At 60.8% G+C, this 15,280-nt stretch carries 18 protein-coding genes; 14 read left to right on the top strand and 4 right to left on the bottom strand.

All coding sequences use genetic code 11. The features are described from left to right. The 8 genes from ACCD02_RS10300 to ACCD02_RS10265 all read left to right on the top strand — a co-directional run bounded on the left by ACCD02_RS10300 (position 1) and on the right by ACCD02_RS10265 (position 7,935). Positions 1 to 1,131 carry a DegT/DnrJ/EryC1/StrS family aminotransferase gene (locus ACCD02_RS10300; RefSeq protein WP_413301355.1) on the top strand — a complete coding sequence of 377 codons (1,131 nt, stop codon included), beginning with the start codon at positions 1 to 3 and terminating at the stop codon, positions 1,129 to 1,131. After that, the gene (locus ACCD02_RS10295; RefSeq protein WP_413301000.1) at positions 1,121 to 2,179 is read left to right on the top strand and encodes a CDP-glycerol glycerophosphotransferase family protein; all 1,059 of its coding nucleotides are present in this window, start codon (positions 1,121 to 1,123) and stop codon (positions 2,177 to 2,179) included. Before ACCD02_RS10300 ends, ACCD02_RS10295 begins: the two co-directional genes overlap by 11 nt. A gap of 5 nt (positions 2,180 to 2,184) precedes the next feature. After that, positions 2,185 to 2,706 (top strand): adenylyl-sulfate kinase, encoded by a 522-nt coding sequence (locus ACCD02_RS10290; protein WP_413300998.1) that lies wholly within the window; start codon positions 2,185 to 2,187, stop codon positions 2,704 to 2,706. After that, complete coding sequence (locus tag ACCD02_RS10285) at positions 2,703 to 3,266, top strand: hypothetical protein (protein ID WP_413300996.1); 564 nt, start codon at positions 2,703 to 2,705, stop codon at positions 3,264 to 3,266. The genes ACCD02_RS10290 and ACCD02_RS10285 overlap by 4 nt, the downstream gene beginning before the upstream one ends. Continuing rightward, on the top strand, positions 3,263 to 3,997 hold the full coding sequence (locus tag ACCD02_RS10280; protein ID WP_413300994.1) for a formyltransferase family protein: 735 nt from the start codon (positions 3,263 to 3,265) through the stop codon (positions 3,995 to 3,997). The genes ACCD02_RS10285 and ACCD02_RS10280 overlap by 4 nt, the downstream gene beginning before the upstream one ends. After that, complete coding sequence (locus ACCD02_RS10275) at positions 3,994 to 6,372, top strand: PEP-utilizing enzyme (RefSeq protein ID WP_413300992.1); 2,379 nt, start codon at positions 3,994 to 3,996, stop codon at positions 6,370 to 6,372. The genes ACCD02_RS10280 and ACCD02_RS10275 overlap by 4 nt, the downstream gene beginning before the upstream one ends. Positions 6,373 to 6,534: 162 nt before the next feature. Then, the gene (locus tag ACCD02_RS10270; protein ID WP_413300990.1) at positions 6,535 to 7,164 is read left to right on the top strand and encodes a gamma-glutamyl-gamma-aminobutyrate hydrolase family protein; all 630 of its coding nucleotides are present in this window, start codon (positions 6,535 to 6,537) and stop codon (positions 7,162 to 7,164) included. 6 nt (positions 7,165 to 7,170) lie between these two features. Then, on the top strand, positions 7,171 to 7,935 hold the full coding sequence (locus ACCD02_RS10265) for a phosphocholine cytidylyltransferase family protein (RefSeq protein ID WP_413300988.1): 765 nt from the start codon (positions 7,171 to 7,173) through the stop codon (positions 7,933 to 7,935). On the opposite strand, the gene ACCD02_RS10260 is transcribed toward ACCD02_RS10265, so the two are convergent. From ACCD02_RS10260 to ACCD02_RS10245, 4 genes are all read right to left on the bottom strand, one after another. Further along, on the bottom strand, positions 7,914 to 8,798 hold the full coding sequence (locus tag ACCD02_RS10260) for a LysR family transcriptional regulator (RefSeq protein WP_413300986.1): 885 nt from the start codon (positions 8,796 to 8,798) through the stop codon (positions 7,914 to 7,916). The two genes, ACCD02_RS10265 and ACCD02_RS10260, sit on opposite strands and share 22 nt — an antisense overlap. A 276-nt stretch (positions 8,799 to 9,074) precedes the next feature. Further along, on the bottom strand, positions 9,075 to 9,827 hold the full coding sequence (locus tag ACCD02_RS10255) for an Asp/Glu racemase (RefSeq protein WP_413300984.1): 753 nt from the start codon (positions 9,825 to 9,827) through the stop codon (positions 9,075 to 9,077). A gap of 258 nt (positions 9,828 to 10,085) precedes the next feature. Continuing rightward, on the bottom strand, positions 10,086 to 10,727 hold the full coding sequence (locus ACCD02_RS10250; protein ID WP_413300982.1) for a DUF1109 domain-containing protein: 642 nt from the start codon (positions 10,725 to 10,727) through the stop codon (positions 10,086 to 10,088). Further along, a complete protein-coding gene (locus ACCD02_RS10245; RefSeq protein WP_413300980.1) occupies positions 10,727 to 11,296 on the bottom strand; it encodes a sigma-70 family RNA polymerase sigma factor in 570 nt (189 codons plus the stop codon). The genes ACCD02_RS10250 and ACCD02_RS10245 overlap by 1 nt, the downstream gene beginning before the upstream one ends. A gap of 261 nt (positions 11,297 to 11,557) precedes the next feature. On the opposite strand from ACCD02_RS10245, the gene ACCD02_RS10240 reads away from it, so the two are divergent. The 6 genes from ACCD02_RS10240 to ACCD02_RS10215 all read left to right on the top strand — a co-directional run bounded on the left by ACCD02_RS10240 (position 11,558) and on the right by ACCD02_RS10215 (position 15,207). Further along, positions 11,558 to 11,824, top strand: coding sequence for a DUF2282 domain-containing protein (locus ACCD02_RS10240; protein ID WP_413300978.1), 267 nt, complete (start codon positions 11,558 to 11,560; stop codon positions 11,822 to 11,824). Between the two features lie 27 nt (positions 11,825 to 11,851). Then, positions 11,852 to 12,706, top strand: coding sequence for a DUF692 domain-containing protein (locus ACCD02_RS10235; protein ID WP_413300976.1), 855 nt, complete (start codon positions 11,852 to 11,854; stop codon positions 12,704 to 12,706). Next, positions 12,703 to 13,449: a DNA-binding domain-containing protein gene (locus ACCD02_RS10230; protein ID WP_413300974.1), complete on the top strand. Its 747-nt coding sequence runs from the start codon at positions 12,703 to 12,705 to the stop codon at positions 13,447 to 13,449. The genes ACCD02_RS10235 and ACCD02_RS10230 overlap by 4 nt, the downstream gene beginning before the upstream one ends. 15 nt (positions 13,450 to 13,464) lie before the next feature. Continuing rightward, positions 13,465 to 13,911: a DoxX family protein gene (locus ACCD02_RS10225; protein WP_413300973.1), complete on the top strand. Its 447-nt coding sequence runs from the start codon at positions 13,465 to 13,467 to the stop codon at positions 13,909 to 13,911. A gap of 169 nt (positions 13,912 to 14,080) precedes the next feature. Then, positions 14,081 to 14,323, top strand: a complete 243-nt coding sequence (locus tag ACCD02_RS10220) for an exodeoxyribonuclease VII small subunit (RefSeq protein ID WP_259104622.1) — start codon at positions 14,081 to 14,083, stop codon at positions 14,321 to 14,323. Further along, positions 14,320 to 15,207 (top strand): polyprenyl synthetase family protein, encoded by an 888-nt coding sequence (locus ACCD02_RS10215; protein WP_413300970.1) that lies wholly within the window; start codon positions 14,320 to 14,322, stop codon positions 15,205 to 15,207. Before ACCD02_RS10220 ends, ACCD02_RS10215 begins: the two co-directional genes overlap by 4 nt. Positions 15,208 to 15,280 lie beyond the last annotated feature (73 nt).

Here is a 15,280-nt window from a genome sequence, read left to right as displayed (position 1 = left end):
ATGAATATTCCCTTCCTCGACCTGCAAGCGGTCAATCACGAATACGCCAACGAGTTGAAGGAGGCCTGCGCCAGGGTCATCGATTCGGGCTGGTATATCGGCGGAGTCGAACTGAGTCGTTTTGAGCAAGCCTTCGCCGAGTACTGCGAGGTTGCCCATGCCATCGGCACCGGCAACGGCCTGGATGCACTGGTGCTGGTCCTGCGGGCCTGGAAGGAACAGGGCAAGTTGCAGAGCGGCGATGAAGTAATAGTGCCGAGCAATACCTTTATTGCCACTGTTTCGGCGGTGGTGGAAAACGACCTAGTGCCCATTCTGGTGGATGTCGATCCCCGCACCCACAACCTCGACTGCACAGCGGTCGAGGCCGCCATCGGCAGCAAGACGCGGGTCCTGCTGCCCGTGCATCTGTACGGCCAGCTTGCGCCGATGCCTGAACTGATGGCCATCGCCGAACGCCATGGTCTGCTGGTGCTGGAGGATTGCGCCCAGGCCCATGGCGCACGCCTGAACGGCCGCCGGGCCGGTAGCTGGGGGCATGCTGCAGCGTTCAGCTTTTACCCCGGCAAGAACCTTGGCGCCCTGGGCGACGCCGGTGCGGTGGTTACTGCCGACGCCGAATTGGCCAGACTGGTACGGGCCTTGGGTAACTACGGTTCGAGCATCAAGTATCAGCACGACTACCCGGGCATCAACAGCCGGCTGGACGAGATCCAGGCCGCGATGCTGCACGTCAAGCTCAAGCATCTGGACGCTGACACCGAGCGCCGTCGCCGGGTTGCCGAGCGTTACCTGAGCCGGGTGGATAATCCGTTGATCAGTCTGCCCAAAGTGACAGAGCGCGCAGCCCATACCTGGCACTTGTTCGTGATCGACTGCCCTGAGCGTGATGCGCTCAAAGAGCACCTGGCGCAACATGGCATTCAAACCAACATCCACTATCCGCTGCCAATTCCCCGACACAAACCTTACGCAGACCTGGCACTGAGCCCGGCCATGGTCGCTGCGGGCCTGCACGGGCGCATCCTGTCGTTGCCCATCTATCCAACCCTTGGAGAGGCAGAACAAGACCACGTCATCAACGCTCTGAATCAGTTCTCCGTTCGCCAGGAAGCAACTCATGAAAGGTAAGGATTTTGCTCAGGTCGCTTTTTTTATACACGCCGCCGAAATATTCAACCATTACCAGGCGGTATGGCGACTGCTGGGCAGCGAGTCCTTCGACATTGTCTTGCACGGTACCGACAGCGAACGCGCGAACACCCTGGCGCTGGCCAGTGCTGCGGGCTACCGCTGCTTTGACAGCGAGACGGTGATCGAGTCCGGATACCGCTACGACATCGTCGTCTCCAACCTGAGCATGTATCACCACATGGACCAGCCGATCATCCATGTACTGGGTCATCGTCGTGTGCGTTTCATGTACGCCCTGGGCAAGGCCAAACACAACTTTTCCAGCTGGAACAACGACTACGACCTGATCCTCTGTTTCGGCCCCTGGCAGGCCGAGCGCCTGAAGCAATGCTGCGACGCGGTGACCTTCCAGATGGGCTACCCGCGCTATGACGAGTATTTCCGAGAGCCCGCGCTGCTCGGCGTCTCGCCGCCGGGGCTGACCCTGGATCCGGCAAAAAAGACCGTGCTCTGGCTGCCGACCTGGATGGAGCTGTCGTCGATCAGCCGCTATGCCGACGCCATGGCCGAGTTGTGCCGCGACTACAACGTCATCGTCAAGACCCATCCGCTGTCGGTAGAAGCCGAACCCGAGGTTCTGGCCATTCTCGACCGCTACGAATTCACGGCGGTGATCGTCACGGTCTATGACAACCTGAACCTGTTCCGCTGTGCCGACTACGTAGTGGCCGACTATGGTGGTACAGCATTCGGTGCACTGTATCTGGACAAGAACCTTTTACTGCTCAACGTTCCCGACGCGGAAAAAGACGCCCACACCGGTGATGACTCCCCGGATATTCTGCTGCGTGAAGAGATCGTCAATGTCGACGAACAGGATCGCTGGAAGCTGCCTGCCCTGCTCGCCGATGAGACGCTGTGGGCGGCCCAGGCCAAGGTTCGCCGGGATTTGCGGCACAAATACTTCGTCAACAGCTATGGTTTTTCTGCCGAAATGGCCGTCATGGCCCTGTGCAATATAGAAACCTTACTCAAGCAAGGATAAAGGCCATGGTCATCTGGCTGGTCGGCCTCTCCGGGGCTGGCAAAACCACGATTGGACGGGCGTTGTACGCCAGTCTGAAACAGGAACGGCCACAGACCGTGTTCGTCGATGGCGATGAAATCAGGGCGCTGTTCCGCCATGACCAGCGCGCCGACGCCTATACCCTGGCCGGGCGCCGGGTCAATGCCGAACGCATCCAGGCATTGTGCGGCTGGCTGGACAGCCAGGGCATTGATGTCGTGTGCTGCATTCTGTCGATGTTCCAGGACATCAGCGATGACAACCGCCAGCGCTTTTCCGGCTACAGGGAAGTGTTTATCGATGTGCCGCTCGACATCCTCATCGAGCGCGATGACAAGGGCCTCTATCAATCGGCGCTGCGTGGTGAGCAGGCTCATGTGGTGGGGGTGGATATCGAGTACCGGCCACCCGTGACCCCGGACCTGGTGCTGCACAACAGCCAGGTGCCGGACGACCTGCCGGGCTATGTGGCGCAGATTCGCCGGATCAGCGGGTACGCCTCGTGAGCCTGGACTATCCCTACAGCGACGGCGATCTGCTGAGCCATCCGCAGACTTATCGCTATACCCGCTTTCAGGGCGAAGTGTTTGTCCGGGCCTGGCAGGCTTCGCGTCAGGAGGCTTGTGCACAATTACCCGAGCCTGCTCTGCTGCCGCTCACTGCATCAGTCGATACATCACCGACCGACATCACGGCCCTGCTCGCGCACATCTGCCTGACATTGCGAGTCACGCCCCTGAGCGACGACACACTGGCGCAGTACTGGCTGCCACGGCTGCTGAAGAAGTTCGAGGTAAGCAAACATTTGCATGCCGGCTATGAACTGGCCGCGCCCCATCGCGCCCTGCCCGGCAGTGACTTTCTGGCGCTGGCGCCCTACCTGCTGCTGGCCGAGTGCATGATTCATGGCTGGCGCTCGGCAGGTGCCGGTTATTACCTCAGCGCCCTGCTCAAGCTCAACGATACCCTGGTCTCGCAGCGGGCCCGACTCGATACGGACCAAGCCGCTTACCTGGCCTGGATTCTCTCCACCGAACAGCAATTGATTGCGGAGTTGAGTCCATGAGTTCATCGCACCTGGTACTGCTGTGCGCCAGAACCGCCCGCTCGGTCAGCTACCTGCAAGCCCTGCATACCGCAGGTATCGTGCCGGACCAGGTGCTGGTCTATGGCCAATCCAACAGCACGCCCCACACCACCCGCGCCTGGCAGGCGGCGAAAGCGGATGGCCTGTTTCTGCCAGACCTCAAGGAAGACGTGAGCACCTGCCTGGCGCGCCTGGGCTGGCCCCATGTGACCTGCTCCGCCGACACCCTGGACGATCCGGCCTTGCTCGCCAGCGTCGAGAAGGCCGCGCCGGGCGTGCTGGTCTACTCCGGCTACGGCGGCCAGCTGGTGCCTGCCGCCCTGCTCAAACGCTATCCGGTGCTGCATATCCACTCCGGCTGGCTGCCGGACTACCGCGGCAGCACGACGATCTATTACCAGATCCTCGAACAACGCCAATGCGCCGCCAGCGCCCTGTTGCTGGATGAAACCATCGACACCGGCCCGGTGCTGGCGCGCAAGGTCTATCCGCTGCCACCTGCGGGACTGGATGTGGACTACGTTTACGATAACGCCATCCGCGCAGATCTGCTGGTGCAGGTACTGACCGCCTGGCGCCGGGACCCGGCCAGCCTCAAGCCCTCGGCAGACGCGGAGTTACAGGCCGAGGCGCCGCCCTATTTCATCATCCATCCTTTGCTCAAACACTTGGCCTTGCTCGCCGTTGACCAGCAAGAGGCACAGCCATGAGTATCGAGTTCGGCACCAAATCCGAAACCCTCAAGCGCTTGAAGCCTTTGCTGCGCAATTCACAGATTCTGCCGCTGCATTACTTCACCGCCGCCGACTGGCAACGCGATCCGGCCGGGGTGCTGGCCGCCATTGCCCGGATGGAGCACGGCGGCAATGTGATCGTGCGCAGCAGCGCGAAGAACGAAGACGGCGCGGCAAGTTCCATGGCCGGGGCTTTCACCAGCTGCCTGAATGTTTCGACAACGATGGCCGGTGAGCTCAACGCGGCTATCGAAAAGGTGATTGCCTCGTTCGCCGGGCATCAGGCCGACGGCAACCAGGTGCTGATTCAGCCGATGCTCACGGATCTGCAGATGAGTGGCGTGGTCATGACCCATGACCTGGAGCACGGCGCGCCGTACTACGTGCTCAATTACGATGATGAGAGCGGCCAGACCGATACCATTACCGGCGGCATCGGCATTCAGAAAACCGTGCTGGTCTACCGCGACACCGAACGCGAGCTGATCCGTTCGCCCCGGATCCAGGCCGTGCTGGATGCCTGTCGCGAGCTGGAAGCCTTATGCGGTCGCGTGCCGCTGGACATCGAATTTGCCGTGGGCCGCAATCAGCAAGTGTATGTGCTGCAAGTACGGCGCATCACCCTGAGCAACACCTGGCACCCGGTCACCGAACGCCGCGTAGCCCGGCAACTGGAGCATGTGCGCAGCTTTCTGGCCCATCGTCTGGCACCACAGCCTGGATTGTATGGCGCGAGCACCGTGCTCGGCGTCATGCCGGACTGGAACCCGGCGGAAATCATTGGCACCACCCCGCGTCCGCTGGCGGCGTCACTATATCGTCTGCTGGTCACTGATTCGACCTGGCGTAAAGCGCGCAACCAGATGGGCTACTACTCGCCGCCGCACCAGGTATTGATGGTCACCCTGGGCCATCACCCGTATATCGACGTGCGCTGCAGCTTCAATTCGTTCCTGCCCGCCGGCCTTGCCCCGGCACTCTGCGACAAACTGGTCAACGCCTGGCTGGCCCGGCTGCACGCCAATCCGGAGTGGCACGACAAGGTAGAGTTCGACATCGTCCCCACCTGCCTGGACTTCACCTTCGACGCCGATTTCGCCACTCGCTATGACGATGCCCTGGACGCGGATGAATACGTCACCTATCGCGCGGCACTCGACGAACTGACCTGCCGCGCAGTGTCAGGCCAGGGGCCGGGTTCGCTGCCAGAGGCGCTGGCACGCATCCATGCCCGCGAACGTCAGCAACGCGCGCGCAGTGCCGAGCCCCCGCAAAGCATCAGCCTGGACAGCATCAACCGTCTGCTGCAGGAATGCCGTGAAGAGGGCACCTTGCAGTTCGCGATTCTCGCCCGCCACGGTTTTATCGCCGAAGCCCTGCTGCGCTCGGCCGGTCGACGCGGAGCCCTGAGTGCTGAACGTCTGCAAGACTGGAAGCAGTCCATCGCCACCGTCACCACCGAACTGACCGGCGAATATGCCGCCGTCTGCGCCCAGGCGGCACCCCTGCCGCAGTTTCTGGAAAAATTCGGCCACTTGCGCCCTGGCACCTACGAAATCACCTCGTTGCGCTACGACGAGCGCCATGACCTGTTCGCCAGCGACCCGGTGCAATGGTTCGACTCCGACGCCCAGACCGAGGCGTTCGAACTGCAGGGCAGCGAACGTCAGGCCCTGCAAGAGTTGCTGGACGAACAAGGCTGGCCAATATCCACAGAGCAATTGCTGAGCTATGCCAGCCAGGCCATCCAGGCCCGGGAATACGCCAAGCTGGTGTTCACCCGCGACCTTTCCGACGCCCTGAAACTGCTGGTCAGTTGGGGCGGCGAGGTCGGCCTGGCACGGGAAGACCTGTCATTCCTGAATATCAACGGCCTGCTCGATACCCTCAGCGTGCCATTGATGGACGATCTTGACCGGGTCCTGCTGGAACGCGCGACCCAGGCGCGCAACAGCTATGAGCAAGGGCTATCGTTGAAGCTCGGCCACCTGATCGGAGGCATCGACGACGTCTTTGTGGTGCCACTGCACCGCAGCCTGCCCAACTTCGTCACTCAGAAAGCCGTCGAAGCACCGGGTGTGAAACTGAGCCAGAACTCACCGGCATCGACCTCGCTGCAAGGGCGCATCGTCTGCATCGAAAATGCCGACCCCGGCTATGACTGGGTCTTCACCCGTGGCATTGCCGGGCTGGTCACGCAATATGGCGGCGCCAACTCGCATATGGCGATACGCTGTGCCGAGTTCGGTATTCCGGCGGCCATCGGCTGCGGCGAGCAATTGTTCAACCGCCTGGTGCGCAGCACACGTATCGTCCTGGACTGCCGGGACAAGACCCTGCGACCGCTATAGGCTGCTATCAAACACAACGCAATTATCTGATTGGAATGACATCTGTGGGGCCGGCTTCAGCCGGGAAGAGGCGAGTACATCCGACATATATCCTTGATCAGAAAAGTGCCTTCCCGGCTGAAGCCGGTCCCACATTAAAGTGCGAACAAAAAGCAGGCTTGTATGAAAAAAATAGGCATCACCCTGCGCCAGTCATCACCCCACAGCTATCACGAACCCCGTGACGGCCTGGCCAGAGACTGGTATCGGCTGTTTGCCGAGCTGGGTGTTGGCCATCACTGGCAATTGTTGCCCAATCTCGGCGAACAGACCGTGGCCTATGCCCAGGCTCATGGGATTGAGGGGGTGATTTTCAGCGGCGGCGACGATGTCGGCAGTGACCCCTTGCGCGACGCCAGCGAGCAGGCGCTGCTGACCCATTGCATTGCCCGGCAATGGCCGGTGTTGGGCGTCTGCCGGGGGCTGCAATTGATCCAGCGGTTCTTTGGCGGGCAACTGGCCGAGGCCGATCGCAGCGTGCATGTCGCCCAGCGGCATCTGCTCATTCCGACGACGGACGACCTGCCCTGGCTGAGCCAGCCATCGGCGCCGCGCTCGGTCAATTCCTTCCACGGCAACCGTCTGGCCATGCCCATACCGGCCACATTGCGGCCATGGGCGTTTGATGAACAGGGCGCCTGCGAAGCATTGGTGCATGTCAGCGAAAAAATCGCCGGGATCATGTGGCATCCCGAGCGCGAAGCCTCCTTAAGCGAGCCCGACCGGCAACTGTGCCGGTGGTTATTTGAGTGAATCGATATGAAAGCCATTATTCTCGCCGCCGGACGCGGCTCCCGTCTGGGCAGCATCACCGCCGCACAACCCAAGCCGCTGACAGTACTGGCGGGCAAGCCTCTGCTTGAGTGGCAGATAGCGGCATTGCACAGTGCCGGGGTCAGCGAGGTGCATCTGGTCAGTGGCTATTGCCGCGAAGCTCTCGAGCCCTACGGCGACAGCCGCCTGTACAACCCGCACTGGGCCAGCAGCAACATGGTCCGCAGCCTGCTGCGCGCCGACGCCCTGCTGGCGGCCGAACCCATGCTGGTCTGCTACGGCGATATCGTTTACCGCCCGGATATTATCCAGAGCCTGATCGACTCCCCCGCGCCGCTGGCCATGACCTATGACCTGGACTGGTGGTCACTGTGGTCGGCACGCTTCGACGACCCGCTCAGCGACGCCGAAAGCTTTCGCCAGGCCGACGGCCAGCTGCTGGCCATTGGTGAGCGCACCGACGACCGCCGGCAGATCGAAGGCCAGTACATGGGCCTGCTGAAATTCACGCCCGAAGGCTGGCAACATGTCAGGGACCTGCTTGCCGGGCTGACTGGCGAACAGATAGACAAGCTGGACATGACCAGCCTGCTGAGGCGCCTGCTGGACAATGGCACGCCCATCGCGGCCGTGGCCATTCGTGGCGGCTGGGTAGAAGTGGATAACCCGTCGGACATTACCCTCTACGAGCAATTGATTGCCCGGCCGGGGTGGAGCCATGACTGGCGTTATGGGAGCGCCAGCAAGTGATCAAAAAACAACCGCGCCGCACTCGATAACCCTTCCCGTGACCTCACACACAGGCTCAGCTCACGCCGAGCCCAGGGTTCGTCGAGATCGACGGTGCGGATATTGGCCAGGTTATACAGGCCGACGCTGCCCAGAGGCATGACCCCCAGGCCGATCCCCGCTTGCACCATCAGCCCCAGGGCATCGTAGTTGGACACTTCCATGCGGATTTTCAACGAGCGACCGACGTCATTGGCGGCCTTGATCAGCTGGAAATTCAGGTGGGTGCCGCTGCGCAGGGCGACGAAGGGTTCGTCCAGGGCGTCTTCGAAACGCACGCTGTCGTACCCGGCCAGGGGATGCGTGTCGGGTACCAGCAGGACCAGTTTGTCTTCGCGAAACCGATAGACCTCGACATCAGTACCGTGGGGCAGCCGGGTGAAGATGCCGATATCGGCCTGATTCTGGGCAACGGCCTGGGTGATCGCCAGGCTTTCTCGCTCCTGCAAGGCGATATCGATCAGGGGGTAGCGATCCATGAACGAGCGAATCAGTGCAGGCATGAACTGAGTAATCGCGGAAATATTCGCCAGCACCTGCACCGAGCCGCGCAGGCCATGGGCGTAGTCGCGCATCTGCACAACGATGTCATTGAGGTTATTCAGCGCGCTGCGTGCCAGATACAACAACGACACCCCCGCCGCCGTCGGCGTGATGCCCTTGTTGCTGCGCACCAGCAGTTGCGCATCGAGTAACGCCTCCAGTTCGCTCAGGCGCTTGCTCACCGCCGCAGCGGCAATGTGCTCACGCCTGGCGGCGGCGGCGATGGTGCCTTCTTCGATGACACTGACGAACAGACGCAGCGAAACGGGGTCGAGCTTCATGCAGTGGTTGGCTCCAGGCACGGAGCGAATGAATTGGGGATAATTGTGGGGGGCTAGTTCTGTGGCAGCGAATAATGTGGGAGCGAATTCATTCGCGAAGAGGACGGCTCATTCGACGCATCTTTACCGCCTGAAATACCGTCTTCGCGAATGAATTCGCTCCCACAAAATTAGCTCCCGCAGTTATAACCGCATTACTGGCTTCCACATCAGTGGCCCTGGATTATTCACTCACTCAGCAAAATCAGAGCGCCATAGTACCTGCTCGGATGAGCCTCAGAACGCGCCCGACAACAAATACCCCGCATTGGGCACCTTGGCTTCGAGGCCAAGAGTCTTGAGGATCTGGTAGACCGTCGCCACCGAAGCCGACAGCACCGGCTTGTCGAGGCGATCCTGCACCACCTGGATCGCTGGCAGCGAAGGCATCTGCACGCAGCACGACAACACCACGCCATCGGCCTGGCCAATATTCAGGCGATCGGCATGGGCAACCAGGTCCATCGGATCGAGGCGGCCGACCGCGAGGTTGTCCGAGACTTCCAGGCTGATGGAGTCCGTGACTTCGATTCCAGCCGCTTCGATGTAGTCGATCACCTGTTGGGTCAGGGGCTTCATATATGGCGTGATAATCGCGATTTTTTTGTATTGCATCAGGTTCAGGCTGTCGATCAGCGCCCCGGCCGAACTGAGGATCGGGGTCGGCGCCTGATTGGACTCCACGGCCTTGCTCAGACGTGCCTGGGACACACTGTGATAACCCGGCCCCTGGCACATGATCGCGACCAGGCAGGCATAGGCCATGACATCGACCCGCGCATCGCTCAGCTCCAGGGCGCAGCGATCACTGTCCACATCCATTTTCTTCAGCTCTTCGGGGCTGACTTTCATCATGCGCATGCGCGCCGAGTGAAAGGTGAAGTGCTCTTCGGGAAACAGCGAGTAGCGCGACGTCAGCATCGCTGGAATTTCGGTTTCCATGGTGGTGTTGGAGCTGGGGACGATCTGGCCGATACGGAAGTTCTTCATGGTTCGCGGCTCGCAATGATGAAAAGGCAGTCATGGCGATACTAGGAGGACCAACCCGGGCGGCAAATCAGTCATTGGCGAGCTTGCCATCGTCAACGGCGATGGCAGCGTAAACACGGAATGTGGGGATGAGGTGATTGTGGGACATGCTTTGGCCGGGAAGAAGACATGGCAGGCGATAGAAATATATCGATCTTGCCCATGCCTTCCCGGCTGAAGCCGATCCCACATTTATTGACCCATCAGCCTGATCGTAATCTACCAACGCAACCAACGCGGCCCCATGGCAGCGCCGATCAGGGTCGGCACCAGCATGCCCAGCAGATACCAGATGCCCCAGAACGGCACGGCCATTTCCGGGCAATGCAGGCAGTAGGCAAGGGTCGCCAGAGAGCTGGCAAGCAAGCCGCCGCAGGCTCCGGCCAGCCTCAGTTGCGTCGGTGCCAGGCCGCGCAGGGCCCAGAACACGGCGATAAAGCCCGGGATCGACAGCACAGTGATATTAAAAGCACAGACCTTCCAGGTCTTGCCCAACACCATGGCAACTCGCTCGTCGGCAGGCGCCACGGCCAGGCCATATAGCGCGCCCACCCAGATCGCCACCACCCCCAGAGTCACCCACAGCTTGCCGCCGCCAGCGCTCATGCCAGGTCGGGACAGGCGCGTCACCATCAACAGCGCGCCCACCATCAGGCTCAGGGGGAAGGCAATCTTGGCCCAGAAAACCGGAGTCGTCGCCACTTCGGCCAGATCCGGGCGCACGCCGAAGCGCAGCAGGATCAGCAACAGAGCGCCCACACCGCCAATCAGTATCGCCAGGCTGAAACGCTTGGCCACTGCCTTGGGGTCAACGGGTTCAACCCCCGTCGAGAGCATGGAAATAAGATCGTCTGTGTTCATCATTTACCCCTGATCAAGGCCGCCAGGGCCTTGAGGCCGCGATGCACGCCAATCTTCACCGCCGACTCGGAAAGCCCGGTCAACTGCGCCGTCTCCATCACGGAAAGCCCTTCGAGCTTGACGTGCAAGATCGGCAATCGCTGCTTGTCCGGCAGTGCTTCGAGCAACCTGTCCAGATCACGACTCGCCTGAGCCGGTTCCAGACAGGGCTCGGCAAACAGCTCATCGGTGTCATCCAGGGAATCGGTGATCCCGTCGTGCCGCGAGCGTGAGCGATAGAAATCGGCCAGCTTGTAGCGCGCAATGGCAAATACCCAGGCTGTCAGCGGCTGATCGGATTGATAGGTCTGACGGCCGTTATGCACTGCCAGCAGGATTTCTTGCAGCAAATCCTCTATTTCATCCGGCTGACGCAGCAGTCTTGCCCTGAGAAAACCACGCAGATGCGTGCTCAACTCCCGCAGGAAACGTGCGTAGTCAGCCTGATGCCCCTTGAGCCCCGACAGGAAGAGCGTCTGAAGATCAATCTCTCGCCTGCGCAACGATTCGTTATGTGTAGTTCGGTCCATCAATCGCCCTGGTTACACAAAAGTTAGAAATTTTTTAATTGTTTTACTCATAAGCGCGTCACGAGCGCGCACTCATTGAGCGCGAGGAGGGCAGTGAACTGAGAAACCCTGCCTGGCGCAAACTTTTTCACGATGTTTCAAATATTTTTTTCGATCGCTGTAACCGGTTGGCGTTTCATGACGAATTACTTCTCGGATCGCAAGCACAGCGACAAATTCGCTGAAATGCCGACCAACTACCTACATCCTCGGAGAATCACCATGAAAACTATGAATATCGCCGCTATCGCCATCGCCCTGTCTTCCGTTGCTGCCGGTTCTGTCATGGCTGCCGAAAAACCAGCAGCCATGGAGAAGTGCTACGGCGTTTCCCTGGCCGGCAAGAACGATTGCAAAGCAGGCGCAGGTACGACTTGTGCCGGCACCTCGAAAACCGACTACCAGGCCAACTCCTGGAAGAACGTTCCTGCCGGTACCTGCACTTCGATCAAGACGCCGAACGGCCACGGTACTCTGGAAGCCATGTAACCCGCCACAGCAAGGGACACGTCAATCATGAAAACTTCCCAAAAGATGGGCGCCGGACTGGGTCTCAAGGCAGAGCACTACGAGCACGCACTCGAGTGCACCGCCGGCGGCCTGTGGTTTGAAGTCCATCCGGAAAACTACATGGTTGACGGCGGCCCCCGACTGGCCTGGCTTGAAGCGATTGGCAGCCGGCATCCGCTGTCCCTGCACGGTGTATCCCTGTCCCTGGCGGCCGATTGCCCGCCGGACATGGCCCACCTGCAACGGCTCAAGGTGCTTGCCGATCGCGTTCAACCGGCCCTGATGTCGGAGCATCTGGCCTGGTCAACCTGGCGAGGCCAGTACCACCCCGACCTGCTGCCGTTTCCCCGCTCCCATGAAGCACTGCAACGGATCGTCGACAATATTGATTGCACCCAGAACACCCTCGGGCGCCGGATTGCGATTGAAAATCCGACCCACTATTTAAAGCTCGACGGCCATGACTGGAGCGAGCTCGATTTCCTCACGGAGCTGAGCAACAGAACCGGCTGCGGGCTGCTGCTGGACGTGAACAACGTCTTTATCAGCGCGCATAACCAGGACTTCAACGCCGCCGGTTATCTGGATGCCTTCCCGGCCAATGCGGTCATGGAAATCCATCTGGCCGGTCACACCCCTGACCCTGGCGACTCGAACCTGCTGATCGACTCCCACGACAGCCCCATCAGCGACGCGGTCTGGTCCCTTTATCAACGCTTGATCAAGCGTATCGGCCCACGGCCGACGCTGATTGAACGCGATGACCAGATTCCCGCTTTCGATGAATTGATGATCGAACGCAACAGAGCCCAGAACCTGCTGGAAACCCACCGGCACCTGCAATTGGAGACCGCACAATGAACCTGTCACTGGCCGGTTTTCAGGACGCCTTTATCAGCGCCCTGTATGGCAAGGACCCCGAAACCTTGCCGGTACTGACGCAACAGTCGGGGTTTCTGGTGTATCGCAACACCGTGATGAAAGGCGCCAGCGATGCTTTGCTGGCAAACTTCCCGACCGTCGAGCGATTGGTCGGCACCGAATGGATGCAAGCCGCTGCGGCGCGCTACGTACGCCAGTCACCGCCCACCGATGCGCGCCTGCTGAACTACGGCAAAGGCTTCCCGGACTTTCTCGATGCCTTCGAACACGCCCGGGACCTGCCCTATCTGGGCAACGTCGCGCGCCTGGACCTGCTGTGGAACGAAGCCCACGGTGCCGAAGACGAACTTGCCCTCGACGTTACTGCCTTTGCCGCCATCACGCCGGAGTTGTTGGCCAGCGTAAGGCTCAAATTGCGCGCTACGGCACGCTGGAAGTGGTTCGCCACTCAGCCGGCCTACACCATCTGGCGCTGCAATCGCGAACAGATCGACGTACCTGCCGAGTTGGAATGGGTTGGCGAAGGTGCGCTGATCAGCCGTAGCAGCGGGCTCATCACCTGGTATCCGTTGAGCGTCGGCGATTGCGCCTTTCTCGACGCCTGCGCAGCCGATCTGGCCCTGGAAGACGCGGCCGAACACGCCACCCGGGCAGAGCCCGGCCTTGATCTGATGAACATGCTCAGCCGCCTGATTGCCGCCGACGTCTTTGCCGCTCACTGAGCCCTGGAGAACACCATGAACCCGCCCCGCCTGCTCGTCCTCTGGAATACCGTGGCCGAGCGCCTGCAACGCCTGATCAATGACTCGACCCTGGCGCTGGTGGCGCGGATCTCGATTGCCGCAATATTCCTGCTGTCCGGGCGGACCAAGGTCGAGGGCTTTTTGACCATCACCGACAGTACCTACGAGCTGTTCCGCACGGAATACAATCTGCCGCTGATCTCCCCCGAGCTCGCCGCTCATCTGTCGGCGTATGCCGAGCATCTGTTTCCGACCTTGCTGATCCTCGGGCTGTTCAGCCGCCTGTCGGCACTGGCGCTGCTGGGTATGACGCTGGTTATCGAGATATTTGTCTATCCCGATGCGTGGCCGACCCATTTGTCCTGGGCCGGGTTGTTACTGGTGATCATTGGCCGGGGCGCGGGGGCGATCTCGCTGGATAGGCGGTTGGGTATTAAATAAACACATGCACCTGTAGGAGCTGCCGAAGGCTGCGAATGACGATGTCCGATATTGCGCTATCGCAGCCTTCGGCAGCTCCTGAGGTCCGGATGCAGGCCCTGTGTAATTTGCCCCAAAGCCCATGCTCTGCTAGTGTCGCGCCGGTTTAACCTCTACCGGAATGTCCGCCATGGCCCGCAAGAAAGCTGCACTGGATTTCGAACAGTCACTCGCCGACCTGCAAACGCTGGTAGAGCGTCTGGAAAACGGCGAACTGTCGCTGGAAGACTCCCTGACCGCCTTCGAGCAGGGCATCCGCCTGACTCGCGATTGTCAGAGCGCCCTGGCTCAGGCCGAACAGAAAGTGCAAATCCTGCTTGAACGCGATGGCGAACTGGCTGAAGAACCTTTCGACGCGGAACAACCCGAATGATCGCTGACTATCAAGCTCGCAGTCAGGCCCGCGTCAATGCGGCGCTTGAGAGCCTGTTCGAAGCCCCAAGCCCTGAATTGACCCGCCTGTATGCCGCCATGCGCTACAGCGTGATGAACGGCGGCAAGCGTGTGCGCCCGCTGCTGGTCTACGCCGCCTGCGAAGCCCTGGGCACTGACCCGGAGCAAGCCAATGGCGCGGCCTGTGCAGTGGAACTGATCCATGCCTACTCCCTGGTGCATGACGATCTGCCCGCCATGGACGACGACGACCTGCGTCGCGGCCAGCCCACCACTCATAAAGCCTTCGACGAAGCCTGTGCAATTCTCGCCGGAGACGGCCTGCAAAGCCTGGCCTTCAGTGCCTTGCTCAATGCCAGCCTGAGTCCGCAGAACGCCGAAACCCGCTTGCAGATGGCCGACGCCCTGGCCTTTGCCGCAGGTCCTGCCGGCATGGTCGGCGGCCAGGCCATTGATCTCGGCTCGGTCGGCCTCAAGCTTGACCAGGACGCCCTGGCTTTCATGCACCGGCACAAGACCGGCGCCCTGATCGAAGCCAGCGTCAAACTCGGCGCCCTGGCCAGCGGCAAAGCCGACCAGAGCCAGCTCGATGCCCTGCAAACCTATGCCCGCGCCATCGGCCTGGCCTTCCAGGTGCAGGACGACATCCTCGACGTCGAAAGTGATACCGCGACCCTCGGCAAGCGCCAGGGCGCCGATATCGCCCGCGACAAACCCACCTACCCGGCCCTGCTCGGCCTCGACGCCGCCAAGGCTTACGCCCTGCAACTGCGCGATCAGGCCCTCGACGCCCTGCGACCTTTCGACACGGCCGCCGAGCCACTGCGGGCGCTGGCACGGTTTATTGTTGAGCGGCGTAGCTGAAGCATCGAATTGTGGCCCTGTATTAAGGAACACTGTGGGAGCAAATTCGCTCCCACAGAGCTAGTCACGCGCA

The organism is Pseudomonas sp. Pseusp88 (assembly GCF_047303955.1).
Classification (GTDB): Bacteria; Pseudomonadota; Gammaproteobacteria; order Pseudomonadales; family Pseudomonadaceae; genus Aquipseudomonas.
This window is presented reverse-complemented; position numbering and strand designations above follow the sequence as displayed.

Excerpts from the sequence above, each read along its gene's own strand:
- ACCD02_RS10300 (WP_413301355.1), top strand. The coding sequence starts at position 1 with ATGAATATTCCCTTCCTCGACCTGCAAGCGGTCAATCACGAATACGCC.
- ACCD02_RS10295 (WP_413301000.1), top strand. The coding sequence starts at position 1,121 with ATGAAAGGTAAGGATTTTGCTCAGGTCGCTTTTTTTATACACGCCGCC.
- ACCD02_RS10290 (WP_413300998.1), top strand. The coding sequence starts at position 2,185 with ATGGTCATCTGGCTGGTCGGCCTCTCCGGGGCTGGCAAAACCACGATT.
- ACCD02_RS10280 (WP_413300994.1), top strand. The coding sequence starts at position 3,263 with ATGAGTTCATCGCACCTGGTACTGCTGTGCGCCAGAACCGCCCGCTCG.
- ACCD02_RS10275 (WP_413300992.1), top strand. The coding sequence starts at position 3,994 with ATGAGTATCGAGTTCGGCACCAAATCCGAAACCCTCAAGCGCTTGAAG.
- ACCD02_RS10270 (WP_413300990.1), top strand. The coding sequence starts at position 6,535 with ATGAAAAAAATAGGCATCACCCTGCGCCAGTCATCACCCCACAGCTAT.
- ACCD02_RS10265 (WP_413300988.1), top strand. The coding sequence starts at position 7,171 with ATGAAAGCCATTATTCTCGCCGCCGGACGCGGCTCCCGTCTGGGCAGC.
- ACCD02_RS10260 (WP_413300986.1), bottom strand. The coding sequence starts at position 8,798 with ATGAAGCTCGACCCCGTTTCGCTGCGTCTGTTCGTCAGTGTCATCGAA.
- ACCD02_RS10255 (WP_413300984.1), bottom strand. The coding sequence starts at position 9,827 with ATGAAGAACTTCCGTATCGGCCAGATCGTCCCCAGCTCCAACACCACC.
- ACCD02_RS10250 (WP_413300982.1), bottom strand. The coding sequence starts at position 10,727 with ATGAACACAGACGATCTTATTTCCATGCTCTCGACGGGGGTTGAACCC.
- ACCD02_RS10245 (WP_413300980.1), bottom strand. The coding sequence starts at position 11,296 with ATGGACCGAACTACACATAACGAATCGTTGCGCAGGCGAGAGATTGAT.
- ACCD02_RS10240 (WP_413300978.1), top strand. The coding sequence starts at position 11,558 with ATGAAAACTATGAATATCGCCGCTATCGCCATCGCCCTGTCTTCCGTT.
- ACCD02_RS10235 (WP_413300976.1), top strand. The coding sequence starts at position 11,852 with ATGAAAACTTCCCAAAAGATGGGCGCCGGACTGGGTCTCAAGGCAGAG.
- ACCD02_RS10230 (WP_413300974.1), top strand. The coding sequence starts at position 12,703 with ATGAACCTGTCACTGGCCGGTTTTCAGGACGCCTTTATCAGCGCCCTG.
- ACCD02_RS10225 (WP_413300973.1), top strand. The coding sequence starts at position 13,465 with ATGAACCCGCCCCGCCTGCTCGTCCTCTGGAATACCGTGGCCGAGCGC.
- ACCD02_RS10220 (WP_259104622.1), top strand. The coding sequence starts at position 14,081 with ATGGCCCGCAAGAAAGCTGCACTGGATTTCGAACAGTCACTCGCCGAC.
- ACCD02_RS10215 (WP_413300970.1), top strand. The coding sequence starts at position 14,320 with ATGATCGCTGACTATCAAGCTCGCAGTCAGGCCCGCGTCAATGCGGCG.